At 69.2% G+C, this 20,380-nt stretch carries 17 protein-coding genes; 9 read left to right on the top strand and 8 right to left on the bottom strand.

The window, feature by feature from the left end; all coding sequences use genetic code 11:
* Window positions 1–3 precede the first annotated feature (3 nt).
* Window positions 4–966 carry a phosphoenolpyruvate carboxykinase (ATP) gene (locus FZ938_RS20695; RefSeq protein ID WP_149200336.1) on the top strand — a complete coding sequence of 321 codons (963 nt, stop codon included), beginning with the start codon at window positions 4–6 and terminating at the stop codon, window positions 964–966.
* Complete coding sequence (locus FZ938_RS20690) at window positions 963–1,733, top strand: 2OG-Fe(II) oxygenase (RefSeq protein WP_149200335.1); 771 nt, start codon at window positions 963–965, stop codon at window positions 1,731–1,733. The genes FZ938_RS20695 and FZ938_RS20690 overlap by 4 nt, the downstream gene beginning before the upstream one ends.
* Here the strand turns inward: FZ938_RS20690 and FZ938_RS20685 are convergent.
* Window positions 1,720–2,361, bottom strand: coding sequence for a TIGR02466 family protein (locus tag FZ938_RS20685; protein ID WP_149200334.1), 642 nt, complete (start codon window positions 2,359–2,361; stop codon window positions 1,720–1,722). The two genes, FZ938_RS20690 and FZ938_RS20685, sit on opposite strands and share 14 nt — an antisense overlap.
* Window positions 2,362–2,536: 175 nt before the next feature.
* On the opposite strand from FZ938_RS20685, the gene FZ938_RS20680 reads away from it, so the two are divergent.
* Entirely contained in the window at window positions 2,537–4,321 is a 1,785-nt protein-coding gene (locus FZ938_RS20680) for an ATP-binding cassette domain-containing protein (protein WP_149200333.1), read from the top strand.
* Between the two features lie 15 nt (window positions 4,322–4,336).
* Window positions 4,337–5,422 carry a CgeB family protein gene (locus FZ938_RS20675; RefSeq protein WP_149200332.1) on the top strand — a complete coding sequence of 362 codons (1,086 nt, stop codon included), beginning with the start codon at window positions 4,337–4,339 and terminating at the stop codon, window positions 5,420–5,422.
* Here FZ938_RS20675 and FZ938_RS20670 read toward each other — a convergent pair.
* Together FZ938_RS20670 and FZ938_RS20665 are read right to left on the bottom strand one after the other, a co-directional pair.
* The gene (locus tag FZ938_RS20670) at window positions 5,385–6,602 is read right to left on the bottom strand and encodes a glycosyltransferase family 4 protein (protein ID WP_149200331.1); all 1,218 of its coding nucleotides are present in this window, start codon (window positions 6,600–6,602) and stop codon (window positions 5,385–5,387) included. The two genes, FZ938_RS20675 and FZ938_RS20670, sit on opposite strands and share 38 nt — an antisense overlap.
* Entirely contained in the window at window positions 6,599–7,792 is a 1,194-nt protein-coding gene (locus tag FZ938_RS20665) for a glycosyltransferase family 9 protein (protein ID WP_149200330.1), read from the bottom strand. Before FZ938_RS20665 ends, FZ938_RS20670 begins: the two co-directional genes overlap by 4 nt.
* 238 nt (window positions 7,793–8,030) lie before the next feature.
* Here FZ938_RS20665 and FZ938_RS20660 point away from each other — a divergent pair, with 238 nt between their 5' ends.
* Window positions 8,031–9,578, top strand: a complete 1,548-nt coding sequence (locus FZ938_RS20660) for a lipopolysaccharide biosynthesis protein (RefSeq protein WP_149200329.1) — start codon at window positions 8,031–8,033, stop codon at window positions 9,576–9,578.
* A 21-nt stretch (window positions 9,579–9,599) separates the two neighbouring features.
* Here FZ938_RS20660 and FZ938_RS20655 read toward each other — a convergent pair whose 3' ends face one another.
* Window positions 9,600–10,322, bottom strand: coding sequence for a methyltransferase domain-containing protein (locus tag FZ938_RS20655; protein WP_149200328.1), 723 nt, complete (start codon window positions 10,320–10,322; stop codon window positions 9,600–9,602).
* Window positions 10,323–10,629: 307 nt separating this feature from the next.
* Here FZ938_RS20655 and FZ938_RS31140 point away from each other — a divergent pair, with 307 nt between their 5' ends.
* Complete coding sequence (locus FZ938_RS31140) at window positions 10,630–12,054, top strand: hypothetical protein (RefSeq protein WP_246799079.1); 1,425 nt, start codon at window positions 10,630–10,632, stop codon at window positions 12,052–12,054.
* Window positions 12,051–12,836 (top strand): FkbM family methyltransferase, encoded by a 786-nt coding sequence (locus FZ938_RS20650; protein ID WP_246457164.1) that lies wholly within the window; start codon window positions 12,051–12,053, stop codon window positions 12,834–12,836. The genes FZ938_RS31140 and FZ938_RS20650 overlap by 4 nt, the downstream gene beginning before the upstream one ends.
* A gap of 66 nt (window positions 12,837–12,902) precedes the next feature.
* Here FZ938_RS20650 and FZ938_RS20645 read toward each other — a convergent pair whose 3' ends face one another.
* From FZ938_RS20645 to FZ938_RS20630, 4 genes are all read right to left on the bottom strand, one after another.
* The gene (locus FZ938_RS20645) at window positions 12,903–13,649 is read right to left on the bottom strand and encodes a hypothetical protein (RefSeq protein ID WP_188093919.1); all 747 of its coding nucleotides are present in this window, start codon (window positions 13,647–13,649) and stop codon (window positions 12,903–12,905) included.
* Entirely contained in the window at window positions 13,618–15,870 is a 2,253-nt protein-coding gene (locus FZ938_RS20640; protein WP_246457162.1) for a GumC family protein, read from the bottom strand. Before FZ938_RS20640 ends, FZ938_RS20645 begins: the two co-directional genes overlap by 32 nt.
* 25 nt (window positions 15,871–15,895) lie before the next feature.
* Window positions 15,896–17,257 carry an outer membrane beta-barrel protein gene (locus FZ938_RS31135; protein WP_246457161.1) on the bottom strand — a complete coding sequence of 454 codons (1,362 nt, stop codon included), beginning with the start codon at window positions 17,255–17,257 and terminating at the stop codon, window positions 15,896–15,898.
* 304 nt (window positions 17,258–17,561) lie between these two features.
* Complete coding sequence (locus FZ938_RS20630; protein ID WP_211101128.1) at window positions 17,562–18,296, bottom strand: metallophosphoesterase; 735 nt, start codon at window positions 18,294–18,296, stop codon at window positions 17,562–17,564.
* A 206-nt stretch (window positions 18,297–18,502) separates the two neighbouring features.
* Here FZ938_RS20630 and FZ938_RS20625 point away from each other — a divergent pair, with 206 nt between their 5' ends.
* Entirely contained in the window at window positions 18,503–19,102 is a 600-nt protein-coding gene (locus FZ938_RS20625) for a polysaccharide biosynthesis/export family protein (protein WP_149200323.1), read from the top strand.
* A gap of 149 nt (window positions 19,103–19,251) precedes the next feature.
* A complete protein-coding gene (locus FZ938_RS30685) occupies window positions 19,252–20,352 on the top strand; it encodes a hypothetical protein (RefSeq protein WP_188093918.1) in 1,101 nt (366 codons plus the stop codon).
* Window positions 20,353–20,380: the final 28 nt, after the last annotated feature.

Below are 20,380 nucleotides of genomic sequence, written 5' to 3'. Positions count from 1 at the left end.
CCGTTGGCCGTCTCCTACGAGCTGTGCGGGCTGCGGCTTTCGTCCGACCTCGCCTTGCCGGAACTGCCCGCGATCCTGTTGGAAGGTCGGCCGCCCGACTTGCGGGTCCGTCTTGGTGCGGCCCCCCGCCCCTCCGCCGCAGCCGCCCATGACCCGCATGGACTGATCCTGCCCGACGGCGGCTTTTGGGCGGAAGAGCCCGGCGTGGCCCGGTTCCGGGTGGAGGCCGGCCGGCAGGTGACCGTCGATCCCCTGCTGCCCGCCGACGATCCGGAGGTCCGCTGCCACCTGTACGGCACCATGCTGGGCGTGCTTTGCCATCAGCGCGGCCTGCTGCCGCTGCACGGCACGGCGGTGGTGCGGGACGGCAGGGCGCTGCTGCTCACCGGCGGACGCAACACCGGCAAGTCGATCCTGGCCTATGCCCTGGCGGGCCGGGGCGCCGCCCTTCTGGCCGACGACGTGGCCGTGCCCGCGGCGGACGGACTGCGCGCCGGGGCCGCCCCCCGGCTGCTGCCCGGCCTGCCCACGCTCCGGCTTTCGGCGGAGACCATCGCCAGCCTCGGCATTCCCATGGCCCGCGCCCTGCCCGTCGCCGACGGCAAGCACGCCCTGCCCGGCCTGGTGCCGGTTTGGCGCGAACCGGCGCCGCTGGCCGCGGTGGTGGAACTGGCGCCGGGCATGCCGGGGATGGAGGCGGGAGCAGGCGTCCGTCTCGACCGTCTCGACCGGGTCCAGGCGGCGGTACTCCTGTCCCGCAACACCTTCCGCGGGCGGATCGGCAATCACCTGGGCCGGGGCCGCGCCCTGCTGGCGGCGGCGGCGGCCCTGGCGGCGGCGGTCCCCTGCTGGCGGCTGCGGTGTCCTGCGGACGCGCTCATGCCGGGGGCGGGACCGGGAGTGGAGCCGGTGCCGGAACTGGTGGCCGACATGGTGGAACGGGCTTGGCGCGAGGACACGAGATGAAGCTGGAGCATTGGATCGACCCCCGCTGGCTTGAGCCGGCCACCCGGCGCGAGCTTGCCGCCCGCTTCGCCGTTGATCCGCAGGACAGTCTGGCGATCGACGGGCTGCTGCGCCCCGACCGGCTGGAAGGCCTGCGCCGCCTGTTCACGGTCGAGGGGCGTTTCGTGGAGGAGTTCTGCCGCAAGGCGCAGGCCGACGATCCCTCGCGCCAGGAGGTCGCCGTCTCCGAGGAGAGCTTCCGGAGCCTTCCCGAGGAGCAGCGGGCTTCGGTGGAAGCCCTGCTGGCCGGCCCCATGCCGGGTTTCGAACTCGGCCGGGGCATGCTCTGCCATCTGGGATTCTCGGTCCTGCTGAACTCCCCGGAATTCCACGCCTTCCTGGAAAGCGTGACGGGGATCGAGCCCGGAGAGGTGCTGGGGGTGATGACGCGCCGCTTCGGCCCCGGCCATTTCCTGACGCCGCATTCGGACAGCACCGACGGCCGCCGCCTCTGCGCCGTCTTCTATGTCTCCGACGGCTGGCAGCCCGCCTATGGCGGCCGCTTCCGCCATTATCCGGGGACCGGCGATCCGGTGGAGGTCGCTCCGCTGGGCAACCGCCTGCTGCTGTTCCGGCCGCTTCCCCACCGGGTCCACGACGTGGAGATGCTGAGCCCGGCGGCCGGCGGCTGGCGGCGCTGCGCCTATACGATCTGGTACGGCCGCAAGGAGGAGAAGGCCGAACCGGCGACCGGCGCCGGCCGAAGCCCCGACGTCAGCGCCAGCTGAAATTGAAGCTGATGGAGACGCGCCGCTCCTCCGCGCGGTTCAGCGTCACCTCGTGGCGCAGCCAGCTTTCCCACATCAGCAGGGAGCCGGGCCGGGGAACCACCCCCACATGGCTGCGGGATTCCCGCGCGCACCCCTCCCTGCGGGGCGGGGCGCCCATCATCAGGGGCAGGCGCGGATCCTCGAAGCTGATGGTGCTGGCCCCTGGCGGCACGGAAACATAATAGGTGCCGCTGAGCACGCTGAGCGGGTGCAGGTGCGAGCCGTGGAAGCCGCCGGGATTCAGGATGTTGATCCACAGGCTGCTCATCGCCAGCCGGCGCTTGGTGCCCAGATCCCAATCCAGCATGCGGGCGAAGCGCTGGGCGTGCGTCCCGGCGATCTCCGACAGCCGTCCGACCGCGGCGTAACGCCGGGCCAGATCGTCGATGGACTCGAAGGACGTGTAGCCGGTGTAGCCGTTCCGCTCCGACCAGGCGCGCCCTTCCGCATCCACCGCCTCCGCATCCAGGCAGGCGGCCAGCAGCGCGGCGTTCAGATCGGGCTCATCCGCGATCTCCGCCCGGTACAGGCGGGTTGCAAAGAGGAACTCGACCGGCGGTGCGAGGAGCGGGGAGACATCGGCCATGGCTTCGGCATAGTGTACGCCACGTGATACTGTCAACGCAGGATGGGTGCGTCATTTGCTCTCTCTCGCGGATCGATTGCCGATCCCGGCGCCGGGACGCGTTGACCGGGATGCTCCTGCCCGTCCAGGAGTTCGATGTCGGCCCCCATGCGAAGCCTGAAGGCGAAGTCCGAACATGCGCAGTCTGAAGGCGAAGCCGCTGCTGTTCCGCCGCTTCCTGCGGCTGGCGGCGGAACTGCATGATTTCACCGGCGGCAGGCTGATCCTCGTCGCGATCCTGGCGGCCGTCGCGGCGGCGGCGGAGGGAATCGGCATCCTGCTTCTGGTGCCGCTGCTGGCGTCGCTGGGGCCATCACTGGGGCCATCACTGGGGGAAAACGGCCCGGCGGCGCTTCCCTCCGTCCTCGGCCTGCCGCTGCCGGCGCTGCGGCTGGAATGGACTCTCGGCGCCTATGTCCTGCTGGTCTCGGCGGCGGCGGCGGTTCTCGCCTGGCGCCAGCTGGTTTCGGCCCGGCTGCGCATCGACTTCATCCGGCATCTGCGCCGGCGGCTGCATGCGGCCATCCTCGGCATGGAATGGGGGCGCTTCAGCCGGCAGCGCGGCGCGGCGCTCACCCACACCCTGATCCAGGACGTGGATCAGGCCGATCTGGCCGTGGAGTTCCTGCTGATCCTGGCGGGAACCTCCATGCAGCTTCTGAGCGGGCTTGCCGTCGCCCTGGCGCTGTCCCCCTGGGCGGTGCTGCTCTGCCTGGGGGCCGTGCTGGCCGCAGCGCCCTTGGGCTGGGTGCTGGACCGCCGCCTCTACCGGCTGGGACAGGAGACGGGATGGGCCTGGCAGGAGTTGCAGGCGACGGTGGGGGAGGATGTGTCGTCCTTCCGGCTCATCAAGGCCTTCGACCTCACCGCCACGCGCGAGCGGATGTTCGACGCCCGTCTGGAAATGGTGAACGACCGCGAACTGCACTGGCGCCGGATGATGGCGGCCGTCGCCGTGGCGCGGCGCGTGGTCGCCGCCTCGGCGGCGGCGGGCATCGTGCTGCTGCTGGTCCGCGGCTTCGGAATGGCGCTGCCGGAAACGCTGGCGGTCATGGCGGCCATGGCCAGGGTCCTGATGGTCACCGGCCGGCTGGCCGACGGCTGGCGCAGCGTGGTCCATGCCCTGCCGGCCCATGCCCGCGCCCGGGCCTTGCTGTCCCGCGCCCGCAACGCCGCCGAACCGCCGGTCGATGAAGGGGTGGAGCCGCCGGCGGGCGACATCGCCATCGCGCATGTCACCCTGCGCCATGCGCCCGACCGGCCGCCCGCCCTGCTGGACGTCAGCGCCCATATCCCGCATCGCAGCCTGACCGTTCTGGTTGGCCCGTCCGGATCCGGGAAGTCCACCCTGGGCGATCTGCTGCTGGGCCTGGTCGAGCCGGACCAGGGGGAGATCCGGGTGGGAGGGCGGCCTTTGCGGGGCGCGGTCCGGCGCGCCTGGCGGCGGCGGGTCGCCATGGTGCCGCAGGACCCCGTGCTGTTCCACGACACCATCCGTGCCAACCTGATGCTGGCCGGCGACGACATGACGGAGGCGGATCTGTGGGCCGCCCTGGCCGACGCCGGCGCCGCGGATTTCGTCCGCCGCCTTCCCGCCGGTCTGGAGACCGTGGTGGGGGAGCGTGGGGCCGCCCTGTCCGGCGGCGAGCGCCAGCGACTCGCCCTGGCGCGCGCCCTGCTGCGCCGGCCCGACATGCTGGTCCTGGACGAGCCGACCAGCGCCCTGGACGGGGCGGGAGAGACCCACGTGCTGGCGACGTTGCAGGCGCTGCGGCGGCGGATGACCATCCTCTTGATCTCCCATCGCCCCGTTCCCGGCGGCCACGCCGATCTTCTGCTCCGGCTCGACCAGGGGACGATCCAACCCGGCGGCGCTCCCCGGAGTGCGGTATCCGACACGCTCCGGAGCCGGAGCGTTTGACCAGGAGAAAAGCAGATGGAGATCGTCTATGTCGGCGACCTCTGCGAGAGCGGAACCTGCTTCCATCGCCTTCAGGCGTTCCGGCGGCTGGGCGTGCGGGTGCGGGCGTTCGACGTCGGGCCGTACATGCGGGCGGGCGGACCGCTGCTGCGCCGGCTGCGCGACCGGCTGATGGCCGGCCCCGCCATCGGCCGGCTGAACCGCGACGTGGTGCGCGCCTGCCTGGAGACGCCGGCGGCGACCCGCGTCTGGTTCGACAAGCCGCTGTGGATGCAGCCCTGGGCGCTCGACCGCCTGAGGCAGGCCGGGCGACGGCTTTACAGCTTCACCCTGGACAACCCCTTCCACGTCATGAACGAGCCGGGCTGGCATCTCTTCCGCCGAACCATCCCATGCTTCGACGTGAATGTGGTGCCGCGGGACAGCAGCGTCGCCGATTACCGCGCCGCCGGCGCGGGAGCGGTGGCGCTGTTCCCGGTGCCTTTCGACCCCGTCGTCAACCATCCGGCCACCCCATGGCCGCCGGCGCGCTCCGTCGACGTGTCCTATGTCGGCTCTCCCTATGAGGAGCGTCCCGCCTTCCTGGCCGGATTGGCGGACCGGGGCATCGCGCTGCGCGTCGGCGGCGAGCGGTGGGGGCGGCACCCGCGGATCCGGCGGCCGGGGGTCACGCTGGTTCCCGCCATGTATGGCGACGCCTATCGTCGGGCCATCTGGGACGCCCGCGTCAATCTGGCCTTCCTGACCCGGAGCCATCACGATCCCTGCGCCCACAAGTCGATGGAGATCACCGCCAGCGGCTCCTTCCTGCTCGCCGTGCGCAGCGACGGGCACCGCGCCGCCTTCGAGGAAGGGCGGGAGGCCGAGTTCTTCGGGTCCGTGGAGGAGGCGGCCGACAAGATCCGCTTCTATTTGAAGGACGAGACGGCGCGCGAGCGGGTGGCCCTGGCCGGCTGCCGCCGGGCTTGGATGTCGGGCTATGCCAACGACGAGCGGATCGCCGCCGTCTTCCGCCACACCGATCCCGAACTGGGTGCCGGACTGACCCGCCGGGCGGCGGAGGTCATGGCATCGCGCCGGCGGGAGCTGGGCCTGGAATGACCGGCCCCGGAATGACCGGATGGGGTGGCCCGGGACGAATCAGGTCTTCCAGCACCGCGTGAAGCCGGCGTCCGTAATCGTCCCAGCCGCCGAAGGACCGCACCCGCTCCCGCGCCGCATTCCCCATCGCCGCCGTCAGCGCCGGATCACCGGCCATCCGCACCAGCCGGTCGGCAAGGGCGTCCGGATCGCGGATCGGCACGATGAACCCCTCCACCCCGTCGGTGAACAGATCGGCGGCGCCGGTGTTGGTGGTGGCGATCACCGGGGTGCCGCAGGCCATTGCTTCGGCCATCACCATGCCGAACCCGTCCTCGACCGACGGCAGCACCAGCACGGAGGCGCGGGCCATCTCCCGCACCAGATCGTCGCCCCGCAGCACGCCCGCCATGGTCGCGGCCACCCCGCTTTCCCGGGCCAGCAGCACCGCGGTTTCCGGCTGCTCCAGCCCTGCCAGCACCAGTTCGGCCCCGGCGATCCCGGCGCGGCGCACGGCCCGCAGCAGATAGGGCAGCCCCTTGCGGATGCCGGGCTGGCCGACGAACAGGATGCGGAAGCCGCCATCCTTGGGACCAAGCGGCCGGAAACGCGACAGGTCGCCGCCATAGGGGAGCAGGCGCAGCCGGTCCGCCGGCACACCGCGGGCGATGAAGCTGTCGCGCACGAAGCTGGACGGAACGGCGATGGCGTCGGCGCGTTCGTACTCGGCAAGCTCCTTGGCCTTCACCCGCGGGTCGATGCCTTTCCAGACGAAGCCGTGCAGCCCGTATTCCTCGCGTTGCAGATCGTCCTGAAACCCGATGTGGCTGGACCCGCGGTCGCAGACATAGCGGCCGCCCCGCTTCTGGATGGCACGGCCGGTGCGCAGCCCCATGCCGGACAGGACGATCGCCACGTCGCACTCCGGCAGGTTGGCCGCGACGTGCCGGTCGTGCATCGACTGCGCCCGCCAGGCCCATTCGCCGGCCAGATGGCTCTGGAACCAGGGATAGCGGATCAGCGCCATGTAGGGGGCCTGAAGCCAGGGCCAGTTCCGCAGCCGGTCGGGGTCGATGCCGCTGTCCCGCAGCTTGAAGCGGGGATAGCCGGTGAACAGCGCCGCCAGGGCGCCCCGCGCCTGGAGCTGCAGAGCCTGGTTGACGCTGTGGAAGCGTCCGATGGTGGAGACGACGGCTTTCATGGGGTGGGCGTTCCGGTGCAGGCCGCGACCCGCACCGCCCTTGCGGCGGCTGCGGGAGGAAAAGTCAGCAGCAGGCCGTCGGCCGCGGCCAGCACGTCGTCCGGCGCGACCCGCTTCATGCAGTTGCGGTCCGGGCAATCTCCCCCGGAGCAGCCGCCGCACCAGTCCCCGGCCGCCGAGACGATCCGGCAGGTCGGCACCCCGAGCGGCAGCCAGTGGTGGGGGGCCTGCCAGCCCGAGGCGACGACCACCAGCGGCACCCGCGTGGCACGGGCGACATGCATGGCGCCGCTGTCCAGGCAGACCGCCAGATCGGCCCCCGCGAACAGCGCGCCCAGCGCGGCGATGCCGGTCCGGCCCGCGAGCGAGGCGGCCGGGCCGCGCATCCGGCCGCGGATGCCGTCGATCAGCTCCGCCCCCGCCGCCGTTCCCACGAAGACGGGCTGCAGTTGCCTGCGTTCGGCCAGCAGGTCGGCCAGTTCCGCGAAGCGGTCGGGAAACCAGTCCGTCGGCTGGCCGCCGCTGGTCTGCGGAGCGAGGACGGCAATGGGGCGGGACGGGTCTATGCCCTCCGCCCGCAGCAGGCCGTCCACCGTTCCGGGCAGGTCCGGGGCGAAATGGAGTTCCGGCTCCGGCCCCTGCCCGGGCTCTTCCGGCAGGGCGACGCCGAGCGGTCGCAGGGCACGCAGGTTGTTCGCCTGGGTGCTGACGGACCAGTCATAGGCGAGCGGTGCGTCATAGAGTGCCAGAGCCTCCGCCGTTCCCAATCCCGACCGCCGGCGCGCCGGGATCGCCGCCGCCACCAGCCCCAGGGCGTAGCGCCGCGCCGCCGCCGTCGTGATCAGCCAGTCATAGCCCTCTCCATCCGCCGGGACGGCACGGCGCGCCGCAAGGGCGGCGCGGAGCGGGGTCCGGTACGGGGGCGGCAGGATATGGATGCGGTCGATATGCGGATTCCCGGCCGCGATCTCCGCCATGAGGGCCGAGCCGGCCAGGGTGACGGTCATGTCGGGCCGGGCGCGCCGCAGGGCGGAGAAGAGGGGCGTCACGGCCATTCCCGACCCCAGTTCCTTTTCGAAGGCGACGACGACGGCATGCGGTCGCCGGGCGCCAGCGGAATTGGAGGCGGAGTTGGAAGCGGGATCGGCACGGCATCGTCCGAACAGATGGCCGATGAGGGCTATGCCCATCCGTCGCACGGCAGGTCGTCTCCATGATCGCGGCGCGGCGGGATCATCGGAAGCATGGGGCGCCCTGTCAAACGAAACTCCACGGCGAAAATCCCCAGCGAAACTCCCGCCCAAGGGCGCCGGGCCACAAAGCGCTTTGGCCGCCGCCGTCCCGTCCCATAAGATCGCCGCCCCACAAGATCGCTTCCGCGCGGGTGGCGCACCCGCCGGCGTTCCTGTCCAAGGTCATCGGGCGCGCATGAGCCAGCCACCTCCGCCACCCCAGCCCGCAGGCGCCCTGGCCGGCCTGCGCGGCCGCCTGATCTCCGGAACCGGAGCGCTGGGCATCACCATGGTGGCCTGGAGCGTCCTGCAGATCCTGGCGGTTCCCGTCTTCCTGGCCCATTGGGGAAGCGAACGCTATGCCGACTGGCTCGCGATCAACGCCCTGACCGGGCTGCTGGTGCTGCTGGAGCTGGGGATCAACGCCCATCTGGGTGCCCGCATGATGGTCGAGGCGGGCCGCGACGACACCAGCGGGGTCGGCCGGATGCTGTCGGTCGGGCTAGGCCTCTATGCCGGTGTGCTGGTTCCGGGGGGCGGGCTCGTAGCCCTGGGCTGGCTGGCCGGGCTGGACGCCATGCTCGGCCTGACCGCGCCGGATGCCGGCACGGCGACGCTGGTTCTCGCCATGGCGACCCTTCTGCTGGTGCCAAGGCCGATCCTGGGCAGCGTTCTGTCGGCGTTCGGCCGCTTTCCGCTCGCCGTCTGGCTGGGCGGCGCCCAGCAGCTTCTGGGGCTGGCCGCACAGATCGCGGTCGTGGCGGCCGGCGGCGGGCTGCTGGCCGCCGCCATCGCGTTCCTGGCCGTGGCGATCCTGGTGGGATGGGTGCTTCCCCTGGTGGTGATCCGGCGGAGCCATCCGGCCGTCGGCTTCCGCCCCCGCTGGCCGGGGCGCGAGGAGGCGGGGCGGATCCTGTTCCGCTCCGGCCTGCATTCCGTCACCATCGCCACCACCCCTCTGCTGCAGCATCTGCCGGTCCTGATCCTGCAGCGGCTGATGCCGGACGGGCTGGCCGTGGTCCTGTTCACGACGATGCGGACCTATGCCGGCGCCCTGCGACAGATCGTCTCGCAGGTCGTGCTGTCCTCGGCCATGGAGATGACGCGCCAGCACCATCGCGGCGAGGAGGCGGTGCTGAAGCGTCTCTTCAGCCTGACCGGGCGGGTCGCCGGCGGGGCGGCGGGGATGCTGGCCGGGCTGCTGCTGGTCGCCGGGGAGCCGGTCTTCCGCGTCTGGACCCACGGCGCCATCGCCTTCGATCCGCTGCTGGCCTCGGTCTTCCTGGCGACCTGCCTGCTCGCCGTGCCGGGCCTGCTGAGCAGCGCGCTGCTGCGGCTGACGGATCATGCGGACGCCCTTGTCCTGGCATCCCTTCTCCAGGCCGTCCTCAGCATCGTCTTGTGCCTGACCCTGATCCCCTGGAGCGGCGCCCTGGGGGCCGGCATCGCGGTCGGCGTCGCGGAACTGGCCGCGGTCGGCGGTCTGGCTCTGCGGCGGACATGCCGGATCTTCGATCTGCACCGCGCGCATCTGCTTCCGGCCATCCTGGCGGGGGTCGGCGGGACCGTCCTGGCGGGTGGGGCCGCGGCCGGACTGTTCGCCCTGATGGCGCCGCGAACCCTGGCCCAGCTTGTCGTCACCGGCGGGATCTGGACCCTGCTGGCCGGGCCGCCGGCCATCCCGCTCCTGCTGCCGCGCCGATTGTGGCCCCGATTGTGGCGTGGGGCGCTGTCGCCGCTCTAGCTTTATGTTCGGCGATCCGATCTACGCCGCCGGCGGGCCTGACGCGGCCGTCTTGCGGACGACCGCCTGAATCTGCGCCAGGGCGGCACCGTCGGTCTGGGCCACCGGCCGGCCGAGCCCCTGCTCCAGCCGGGTCAGCAGGCGGTCCGCCCATCCCACAGCAGCACCTCCACCGAACAGCCGCCGCATGACGGCGGAGCGCCAGGAGCCCAGGGCATAGAGACCGCGCCCCCAGGCGCCGATCGGACGGCGCAAGCCATGGTCATAGCCATGGTCCTGCACGGCGATCTCCTCGATCGCCGCATCCGGCAGGGCGGACAGCAGCGCCCGCAGCTCATGGGAGACGGGGGACCAGCTGGCCGGGCTGTCCAGGCGGAAGCTGGCCTTGTGATCACTGTTGAACAGGGAGGGCCAGACGCCCTGCTCGTACAGATCCTCATGGGGGACGACCAGGACCAGCACCCCGCCCGGCTTGACCAGGGCCCACCATTGAGCCAGAGCCGCAGGCACGTCGGACATGTGTTCCAGGCAATGCGAACTGTGAACGCAGTCGAACTGCGCCGGCGCGAGATGGTCCAGGATGCGGTTCGCGTCGCCATCCTGCCGGTCGAAGCGCCGGGCATGGGGGACCACCGGGTCGTCGCCGCAGCCGATGTCCAGCACCAGGCCCGAGAAATGCCGTTCCATGAAGGCGTCGCCACGGATGGCATTCGTCTTGCGCGCTTCGGTGACCAAAATCGTCATCCAGACACGGAGGGAAAAAGGGCAGGAATGCTGCAACCGTCCGTTTGTCCCGTCAATCCATCACTGCGGCCCGTTACCGCAGGGCGTTCGCCGCCCCCGAATTTCGGTATCGGAAGCGTGGCACCCGAAGCTTGGCTTGTGTGATTTTGCGATGGAGGAGGCCGAGGTTTCCTCAACTTGAGCATGATCCTTGCATCGTGCCGGAATCGAGTTGAAACTGCCGCGATTTTTCGGGGTACGCTTTTCGGGGGCGATGGTGGCGGGACGGGTGGACAACCATAGAATGTTGCTTGAGGCATGGAGGGCGGTGTCTGTTCTGACCTGCCTGCTCCAGCTCGCTCTCGGCACCTCGCCGGTCTTCGCCTTCCTGTCGCTGACAATCTTCCTGCTGACGCCGGTGGTGATCCGGATGAACGGCGGGATCGGCAGCATGGGGTCGCTGCTGTTCGTCGCCTCCTACGGCAAACTGTTCTTCATCGCCCAATGGCTGAAGATTCTTATGGGACAGTCGGCGGACAGCCATCTCCAGGCCCCGGTCGAGACGGCCTTCGTCCTGTTCATGGGGGTGTTGGTCTTCATGGCGGCGGGACTTGCCATCCGGGCCCTGTTCGGCCGGTCGTCGGGCCTGATCACCCTGCCCCAGGATCCGCGCTTCCTGTCCTGGCTGGCCAGCGTCGCCGTCATGCTCACCCTGTTTTCCATCGTCGCCCGGCATCTGGCCGGACTGAGCCGCGCCGGCGCCGCGGATTACGAGGAGGGGCGCGGTCTCGTCCTGCTGCTCTACTTGGCGAACCTGCTTCCGCTGGCCGTCGCCGCCATGACGGCGCGGCGCGCCATCCTGTCGGGGGGGCGGAGCTTCGTCGACCCCTGGGTGGTGACGATGCTGGGCTTCACGGTCCTGCAAGGCTTCTGGGAGAATGTCCGGCTGATCATGCTGAGCGGCGGCATCGCCTTCGTCACGACCTTTCTGGCCTATGGTGGGGTGATCCGGCTGAAGCATGTCCTGCCGGTGGCCGCCTTGGCCGTCGCGATGCAGTTCGTGATCTTTCCCCTGATCGACCTGCAACGCGGCATCGAGCGCGGGCTGGGGATCGGCGGCTTCCTTCAGGAAACCTTCAGCATCGCATCAGACCTGTTCAGCTCGTCCGGCCGCAGCCTGCAGGAAGAGCAGCTGAACAATATCTACTACAGCTGGGACACCCGCCTTTACTATGGCGAACCCCTTGGCTTCCTCGACCGCTTCAGCCCCAGCCCGCTGGACGAGGTGATCGCCTATGTCCAGGACATGGGAAATTTCGGCGGCGAGACCTTCCTCGGCCAGTTCCTATACGCCATTCCCAACGTCCTGCTCCAGCTTTTCGGTATCGAACGCCCGGCCCGTGGCGGCGAGATCCTGGAAACCAGCATCCTGCACTCCTTCACCAACATGAATTACGGAGTGTTTGCGGAAACCTATGCCTATTTCGGCGGGTTTCTTTTCATTCCCATCAATTTGATCGTTCTTTTCCTGTATCTGAGCGGCCTGCGCCTGATCTATGGAGGTGGAAGGAATAATTACTTTCTCGCCTTCGGCTTCTCAACGCTCTATTTCACATTCTGCAATTCCGACATTGCCGATATCGGACCGCAGGTGACGATCCAGGCGGTGATGAATCTCCTGATCCTCATCGCCGTCATCCTGGCCATGGGGTTGATGGGGCGCCGGCCGCTGCGGACGGAAGCCGGAACGTGATCGGCCTGGTCAAGCGGCGGCTGGCCCGTCATCTGGAGCGCCGCTTCCCGGTCTGGTGGCTGAAGAACCGCATCTGGCGGCGGGATCGCCATTTCGAACGGGAGTTCTTCACCTTGGGGCCGCTGTGCGATCCCGGCCGGATCGCCGTCGACGTCGGCGGCAATGCCGGGGAGTATTCCTATTGGCTGTCCCTGCATGCCCTGCGGGTCGTCGTCTATGAACCGAACCCCGGATGCCACGCGGCCATCGCCCGCCTGAACCGGCGCAACGTCACGCTGCGCGCCGCCGCCTTGTCGGACCGGCCGGGAACCGCCCGCCTCGTCTTCCAGCAAGGCAATTCCGGCATTGGCAGCATCGCGGACGAAAACCCGGTCTCCGCCCTGGGGGGCAGGCCCGATTACGTCCAGTTGATGGTCCGGACCGTCCGCCTGGACGAGGAGGGGCTGGACCCGGTCGGCCTGATGAAGATCGATGTCGAGGGCCACGAGGCCGAGGTGCTGGCCGGCGCCATGGGGCTGATCCGCCGCGACCGCCCGCGCCTGATGATCGAGGTCGAGGAGAGGCACCGCTCCGGCGCCCATGACCGGGTGCGCGCCCTACTGGAGCCGGCCGGTTATCGCCGTTTCCGCCAGCAGGACGGCCGGTTGTGCCCGCTTCCCTGGGACGTCGACGCGCGATCTCTTCAAACCGCGCCGCCGGGCACGCCGGACTATGTGAACAATTTCTTCTTCTTCCACGCCGCCGATCCGCTGGCGGCCGACCCGCTGCCCATGCCGGTCTGAGGCGGCCGGTCCGAGGCTGGGCCGATCTGAGGCTGGGCCGGTCCGAGGCCGGTGCGGCGGCGCGGGCTACCGCTTGCCGTGCAGCCTCACGTAATGTGCCATCTCTTCCTCGTTCAGCAGAGAGAGGGATTCGGTCACCAGATCATGGGCGTCCGGGCGCTTGCTCAGCGCCGCGATCTCGTCGGGCATGATGATCCAGGCCAGCCGGATCTGCCGGCGCAGAAGCGACAGGGCTTCGGCGTCCATGTCGCCGCGCAGGCGCAGGGCCGTTTCGATCCGCCACATCATCAGGGCCGGCTCCACCGCGCCGGACAGGATCGACAGGCGCAGCGCCTCGACCGCCCGCTTCCGGTCGCCGCCACGCTCCAGCAGGGTGGCCAGATGCGCCCAGGCATGAGGCTGTCCCGGCGCGAGCCGCACGGCCGCAGACGCGGCGGCCAGGGCTTCGGCAGAAAGGCGGTCCCGATCCGGGCCGGGCGGCGCGCCCTGCGCCTGGAACGTCAGCAACACGGCACGGGCCGCCTCGCGCTCGCCGCTTTTCTCCCAGCGATTGGCGGCGGTCAGGGCCTCGCCCGCCATGGCGAGCTGATCGGGAGAGCCCGGAGAGCCGCTGCGCACCCCCTGCAGAGCGGCGTCGGCATCGAGGGCGACCAAGGCGGCGACCAGTTGCGGCGTCCCCATCCACAGCAGCAGGCCGCCCACCACCAGCCCCAGTATGGCGGAGACCGGAGACGACGGCTGTGTGGAAGCGCGCGGTCGGGTGGAGGCCCCACCCGACCGTTCACTCGGCGTAGTAGTCGCGGTAACGTCCATAATACTGTCCATAGTCGCCATAGCCGTAGCGGGCGTGCTTGCGCTGATCGACCTGGGACAGCACCACGCCGTGGACCGGCGCCCCGGTGCCGTTCAGCAGCTTTATGCCGTTGCGCACGGCATCCCGCGGCGTGAAGTTCCAGCGCACCAGATAGATGACCCGGTCCGCCAGACGGGCCAGCACGCGCGTGTCGGCGACCGCCAGAACGGGGGGCGAGTCGATGATGATGCGGTCGTAGCGGGTGAGCAGGCCCTTGAGCAGCTCTTCGATCGCCGCCCCCTTGATCAGCTCGGGCAGGTCGGGCGAGCGGCCGGCGGGCAGGAAATCGAGCGTGCCGGCGATGCCGTGCTGGATCAGATCCTCGACCTTCGCCTCTCCCCTCAACACCTGCGCCAGACCCCGCTCGCCGTCGGTGCCGGTCAGCGTATGCAGGCGCGGCCGGTAGACGTCGGCGTCGATCAGCAGCACCCGGCCCTCCATCTTCGAATAGATCAGCCCCAGGCAGAAGGACAGGAAGGTTTTCCCCTCCTTCGGAATCGAGGACGTGATCATGATGACGGGGGAGTGTTCGCCGTCGGCGATCTCCAGGCTGGTGCGAAGGCTGCGGACGGCATCCGCGAGGACGGAGCGCGGCCGTTCCAGGATCTCCTTCATCGGCGACAGGTCGCGGCCGCGCCGGTAGGGGATCATGGCCAGGGTGGGCAGGCTGGTCAGATCCTCGGTTTCGTCGGCCGAACGCAGGGCATTGTCCAGACGGTCGAGCAGGAACACCAGCATCGCGCCGCCCATCAGGGCCAGCATGCTGACAGCCATCAGCAGGGACAGTTTACGCGGATAGCTCGGAGAGGTCGGAATGTCGGCCTGCGAGACGATGCGCGCGTTGGCCCTCTGCATCCGCTCCTGCTGGTCCTCGCGCTTGAAGCGGGCGAGGAAGGATTCGTAGAGGCTGCGGCTCGCATCCGCCTGGCGTTCGAGTTCGCGCAGGCGGACCTCCGCCTCGCCCGCCACGTCGGACTGACGCTGCAGCCCGTTCAGGTCGCTTTCGAGCGCACGCACGCCGGCGGCGGCGGCTTCGGCATCCGCGGTCAGCGAGGTCGCGATCTTGTCGACCTCGTGGCCGATCTTGCTGCGGATCTCGTTCAGTTCGGCCCGCAGCCCGAGAATGCGTGGGTGCCGGTCCGCATAGACCTTGAGGGCGTCGGACATTTCGCGCTGCGTCGTCGCTTCCTGCTCGCGCAGGCGCTGGATCAGCGGCGACTGCAGAACGTCGGAAAAGGCCTCCACGCTGCCGCGGGACCGCATGAGCTGCCGCGCCTGCTCCAACCGCGCCCGTTTCTGGGCCAGATCGGCCCGCGCGATCATGAGGCGCGAATTGAGTTCGGAAAGCCGCTGGTCGGTGACGGTTGCCTGCTGCTCGCCCTTGCGGCGCAGACCGTTCTGGGCGCGGTATTCCTCCACCGCCCCTTCCGCGCTGACCACGTCGCGCCGCAGGGCCTCCAGCCGCTCCCCGAGCCAGGTCGCCACGCGCCGGGTATCCTCGAACCCGGCTTCGAGACGGTCCAGGACATAGAGCTGGGCGATGGTGTTGGTGATCAGTGCCGCCTTCTCGCGGTTCTCCGAGGTGTAGCGGACGGAGATGATCAGGGTACGCCGCTGCGGCGCGACCTGAAGCCCACCCAGGAAGGTCTGGACCAGGGCGGCCTGCTCGATGTCGGCGCGGGCGGATTCGCTGAGCGTCGACGGCTCCACCTCGTTCGTCGGCAGGGTGCTGACCAGCCAGGAGAGCGGATTGAGCGCGGCCATGAACGTGTCGAGGGGCCGGGGCGTGCGAAGTTTGGAGTTGAACTCCGGATCGTTCGCCAGCCCCAGCTTGTCGATGACGCGCCGCGCCAGCATCCTCGACGAGATCAGGTCGGCTTCCGTCTGCACGGTGACGTCGCCGATCCACTCCGGCATGAACATGTTCTCGGACAGGGCGTTGCGGACCTGGGCAGCCTCGATCATGATCCGCGCTTCGGCGGTGTAGCGGGGCGGGATCTGCTGAAGGTACAGCACGCTTGGAACCAGCGCCGCCATCAGGACGGCGAGGATCAGGAACTTGCCGCGCCACAGGACCCGCCAGGCCCATCGGACGCTCTTTCGAAACGCCTCCTGGAAATCGGCATCCGGGACGGTCGCGGCTTCGCGCTCCGACGGCCTAACGAGGTTCAAAAGACTCACCACAGAACTCCAGACCAGATTCCCGTCAAAGCTGCGCCCCGAGCCGGATGAAGAACAGCGTCTGCCGGTAGGAGGACGTCTCCAACTCGGAATCCTTGCGCCTGTAAGCTGCCTCACCCGCCACGAACAATTCTGGGGTAAAAGCATAGGTGGCGCGCATGCGGCCTTCATAGACCCAGGCGTCCTGGCCCTTCACGCCTTCCATCTCGTCCCGCGAGACGGAGGCGATGCCGGTCAGGATCAGGTTGCGCTGCGCTTCGTGGCGAACGATCACCGACCCCGTGGTGCGCACCAGGGACGATGCGCCCTGGGTGATGGTCTCCGAAACCGACCGCTCCAGCGACGGCACGACGATGGTGAGCTTGTCGGGCGTCCAGTTGAAGGTCGCCCGCACCGACAGGCCCGCCGGGTCCTTCAGGCGGGAGTCCTTGTAGTTCTGCTGAAAGTAGCCGACCAGGAAGTCGCCGCGCAGCAGCTGGCTGATGTCGACACCGATACCGGCCTCCGCGCGGTAGCCGTAGCTGTCGCGGTCCAGACCGTTGCGGTCGGACTTGGAGTCGTACCGGCGGGTGTTCGCCGAAACCTCGCTGACGGCGGCATAGCCCGGGAACATCTCGTAGCTTCCGCGCAGGCGCCCGGCGACTTCCCAGCGGTCGCGGTCCTCGTTGCGGATGACCGAGTTGCTCGCCCCCGGCACATTCTCGAAAACGCGGCGGTCGGCGTCGATGCCGCCCACCACGGCGTATTTGCCGAAGCGGTGCTTCACGTTCGACCGCAGCGTCAGGCCTTTCGTCGGCGTCGGCTTGGTTCCGCCCGCCTCGTCGGGGCTGCCGCGGTCCTCGTGCCGGGCATAGCCCTGGAGGAAGGCGTTGGCTTCCGTGGCGGCGCCGATGTCGTAACGCGCATCGATGTCCGCCTGGGCGTTCAACTGGTCGTCGCCGTCGAACCGGCGGTACTTGACCTTCTCGACCATGCCCGAGAAATTCAGCATGTGCTCGTCGAAGCGCGAGCGCAGCTTGAACTCGGGACGGAGGGTGGTCAGGAAGTCGGACTTGGCGCCGGAGTTCTGGGCGAAGACGTTGCTGTTGTAGGCGCTGTCCAGCTCGACCTTCGGCAGCAGCAGGAAGCTTCCGAGTTCGATGCCCTTGGGGTCGTAGGCATCATGCATCCGCTCGGAATCGTCCTTGCGGCGTTCGTCTTCCGTGCCGGTGTTGGTTTCCGTGGTCACTTTGGCGCCGGAGTGCGCCTTGCGCGGGTCCTGCCCGGGAGCGGTCTGGCCGGAGACCTGGGCCCAGGACGGTGTGCAGGCGGCAATCCCCAGCGCAAGGGCGGCGCAGCCCAGAAGCCCGCTGCTCCACCGCCGCTCCGACCGCAAGGCCGGATGCATGGACGAGGCCGAAACAGTGGAAAAAGCAGCAAAGACCACAGCCATAGCGCCAATGCCCCCATACCTTTGGCTAAATTCTTTCGAGGTATATATCAGAGCCCTTGCACTATCCACTAGCGTGTATTGGAGCGCATGGGCACATCCACAGTTCATCACTTCCCCTCGGCACCCGCCCTCCACGGGCACCGCCCGCTCGGGAAGGACCACGGAGGGCGGGTGCCGGAGGGGCTTGGGTTGGAGGAACACGGGCGGGGGGCGCGGGCGATCGGGAAAGACCCGCATCGGAGCCCGGCGCCCGGCCGGATCAGGCGCCCACCTGAATGAAGCTGCGTCCGGCGCCGCACAACACCAGGGCGGTCAGCACCCCGGTGGCATAGGCGCCGGTGTCGATCCCGATCCGGGTTGCCGTCACCTCCGGCGACTGGGTCACGGTATGCCCATGCACGATCATTTTCTCGTGCGGGCGCAGCCAGGACAGGAAGGGCTCGCGGATGGTCAGCAGGTCGTCCGTCCGCTGGCGGGCGAGGGGCCTGCCCGGCCGGACGCCGGCATGGACGAAGGCGTAGTCGCCCAGCACCACCATCGGCTTCAACGCCTTCAGAAAAGCCAGATGCTCGTCGGGGAGGCGCTCCAGCAGCGAATCGCGCAGCGCCTTGCAGCGGGAGGGGTCGCTGGTCCCGACCGAGGCGCGGATGCCGTAGCTGCCCAGCGCCTCGGCCCCACCGTAGTTCAGCCATTCCGAGGCACGGACGGGATCCTCGATGAAGTCGAGCATCGCCGCCTCATGGTTTCCCAGGAGGAAGTGGCACTCCACGCCGGGAAGCGGCTCGCGGCACAACCGGTCGAGCACGCCGCAGCTGTCCATGCCGCGGTCGATGTAGTCGCCCAGGAAGACGGCGACGACGCCCAACCCGTCGCCCCGCCGCCGCTCGGCATCCCCGGCGATGGCGGCGAGCATGCTGTCGAGCAGCTTGCGCTCGCCGTGGATGTCGCCGATCGCATAGGCGCAGACGCCGTCCGGGACGCTGGGCGCCGGCATGCGGCCGTCGCCTCTCCCCGGCGGGCGGGCCGGAAACCAGGACCGCATGGTTGCAAAAAGCTTCATGTCACCTGCACGCGATAAGGGATCAACCACTCGTTTCAATGACGATATTGAGGTATAAGGGCGCCATGCCGATCCCCGACGCGCCGTTCCGGTGGTGCGCCTCCCCCCATGGTTTTCTCATAGTGGAGAGTTCGTCGTCCATGCTGCCGTTCCTCAACGCGAAACCTCTGCGCGGTCTCGTCATGGCCGGTGCCCTAGCCGGCGTCCTTCTCGGCGGCTGCGCGGTGACGCCGGGCCTGCCGTCGGAACAGGCGCCCATGAAGCCCGGCAACCCGGCGGAAGGCTATCTGCTCGAGCCGGGCAACCGTGTCCGGCTGATCGTGTTCGGCGAGACGGGGCTGTCCGGTGACTTCACGATCGACCCGGTCGGCAACCTGTCGCTGCCGCTGATCGGCAATGTCGCCGCCAGCGGAATCACGGCGAAGGAGTTGTCCAAGCGCATCGAGGACCACCTGAAGAAGGACGCCTATCTGCAGGATCCCAAGGCAGCGGTCGAGGCGCAGACCTTCCGCCCCTTCTATGTGCTGGGGGAGGTCCGCCAGCCCGGAGAGTTCCCCTACACCAACGGCCTGACGGTGCTGAGCGCCGTGGCGCGCGCCGGCGGGTACGACTACCGCGCCTGGGAAGGCGACGTCGTCCTGGTCCGCACCGTCAACGGCGAGCAGCATGAATACCGGGCCAACGAACGGACGCCGATCCTGCCCGGCGACATCGTCCGGGTGATGCAGCGGCGCATCTGATCCACAACCGGGGGAAGCTCCGGCGACGGTGGTAATCAATCCAGGTTCGCGCTGCCGCCGGATTATGCTAGTAACGGGGCAGGATCATCGCTGGGAAGCATGCCGGGGCCACCAGTGCGCGGCGAATGCGAATTGTGGAGGGACGGATGTTGAGCAGGGGCAGTGTTCTGACGCTCGCGATGGTCGCCTTGGTCGGTGTCCTGCCGGCCATGCCGGCGATGGCCCAGAATGGCGCGGCCAACGGCGGGGCCAATGGGGCCGCCGCCGCGGGCGCGGTCAACCTGCCCCCGGCGCTGCAGGCGGCCATCCAGTCCGGCAACCCTGCCGCGGTGAGCCAGGCCATCGCCACCCTGAGCGGCGGCAATTCGCAACGGACGGCGGAACTGGCGACCGGCGTGGTCGCCGCGGCCGAGCGCATCCTGAAGACCAATCCCCAGGCCGCGGTGGCGATCGCTACGGTCGCGGTGGAAAGCGTGCGCACCGACGCGGTCTCCAAGGGATCGCCCCAGCAGGTGACGACCGTGGTGACCATCGCCGCCCGCATCTTCGTCCAGCCGGACGTGCAGCGGCTCGCTCCGGAGGCCACGGCCAATCTGGCGTCCTCCGCGGTCCAGGCGGCCAGCACGACCAACAACCCGACCCTGGTCGCCACGATCGCCAACCAGGCGGTCAGCGCCGCGGAAAAGGTTCTAGCGGCCGCCCCGGCCGCCGCCGTTCAGGTCGCCACCGTGGCGGTCCAGGCGGTGAAGGAGCAGCCGGTCACCCAGGGCGCGCCGCAGCAGACGCTGCAGGTGGCGACCACGGCGGCCCGCATCATCGTCAATCCGGAGGTGCAGCGCCTGAACCCGCAGGCGGTGGCATCGATCGCCGTTGCCACGGTCCAGATCGCCAGCACCCCCGCCGTCTACCAGTCGTCGCCCCAGGCGGCGATCAGCGTAATGGACAACTCCTACAAGGCGGCGAGCAGCCAGACGGTCGTCGCCGCGGCGCCGACGGTGGTGCAGACGGTGACGCGCGAACTGGTCCAGGCCTCGCAGAACGGCAGCCTCGCGCAGAGTAACCCGACCAACAGCAAAGAGGTATCGGATATCCTGGACCGGACGAACACCGTCAACCGGCCGCCGGCCGATCAAGCGAACAACCAAAACAACCAAAACAACAACAATAATAACAATAACAATAACAACAATCAGAACAACAATCAGCCGGTCGTCCCCCCCTTCACTCCGGCTCCGACCAGCCCGACCTGAGCGCCAGCATTTCGGGCGGCATCGGACA

The organism is Azospirillum oryzae, from assembly GCF_008364795.1.
GTDB classification, from domain to species: Bacteria; Pseudomonadota; Alphaproteobacteria; order Azospirillales; family Azospirillaceae; genus Azospirillum; species Azospirillum oryzae.
This window is presented reverse-complemented; position numbering and strand designations above follow the sequence as displayed.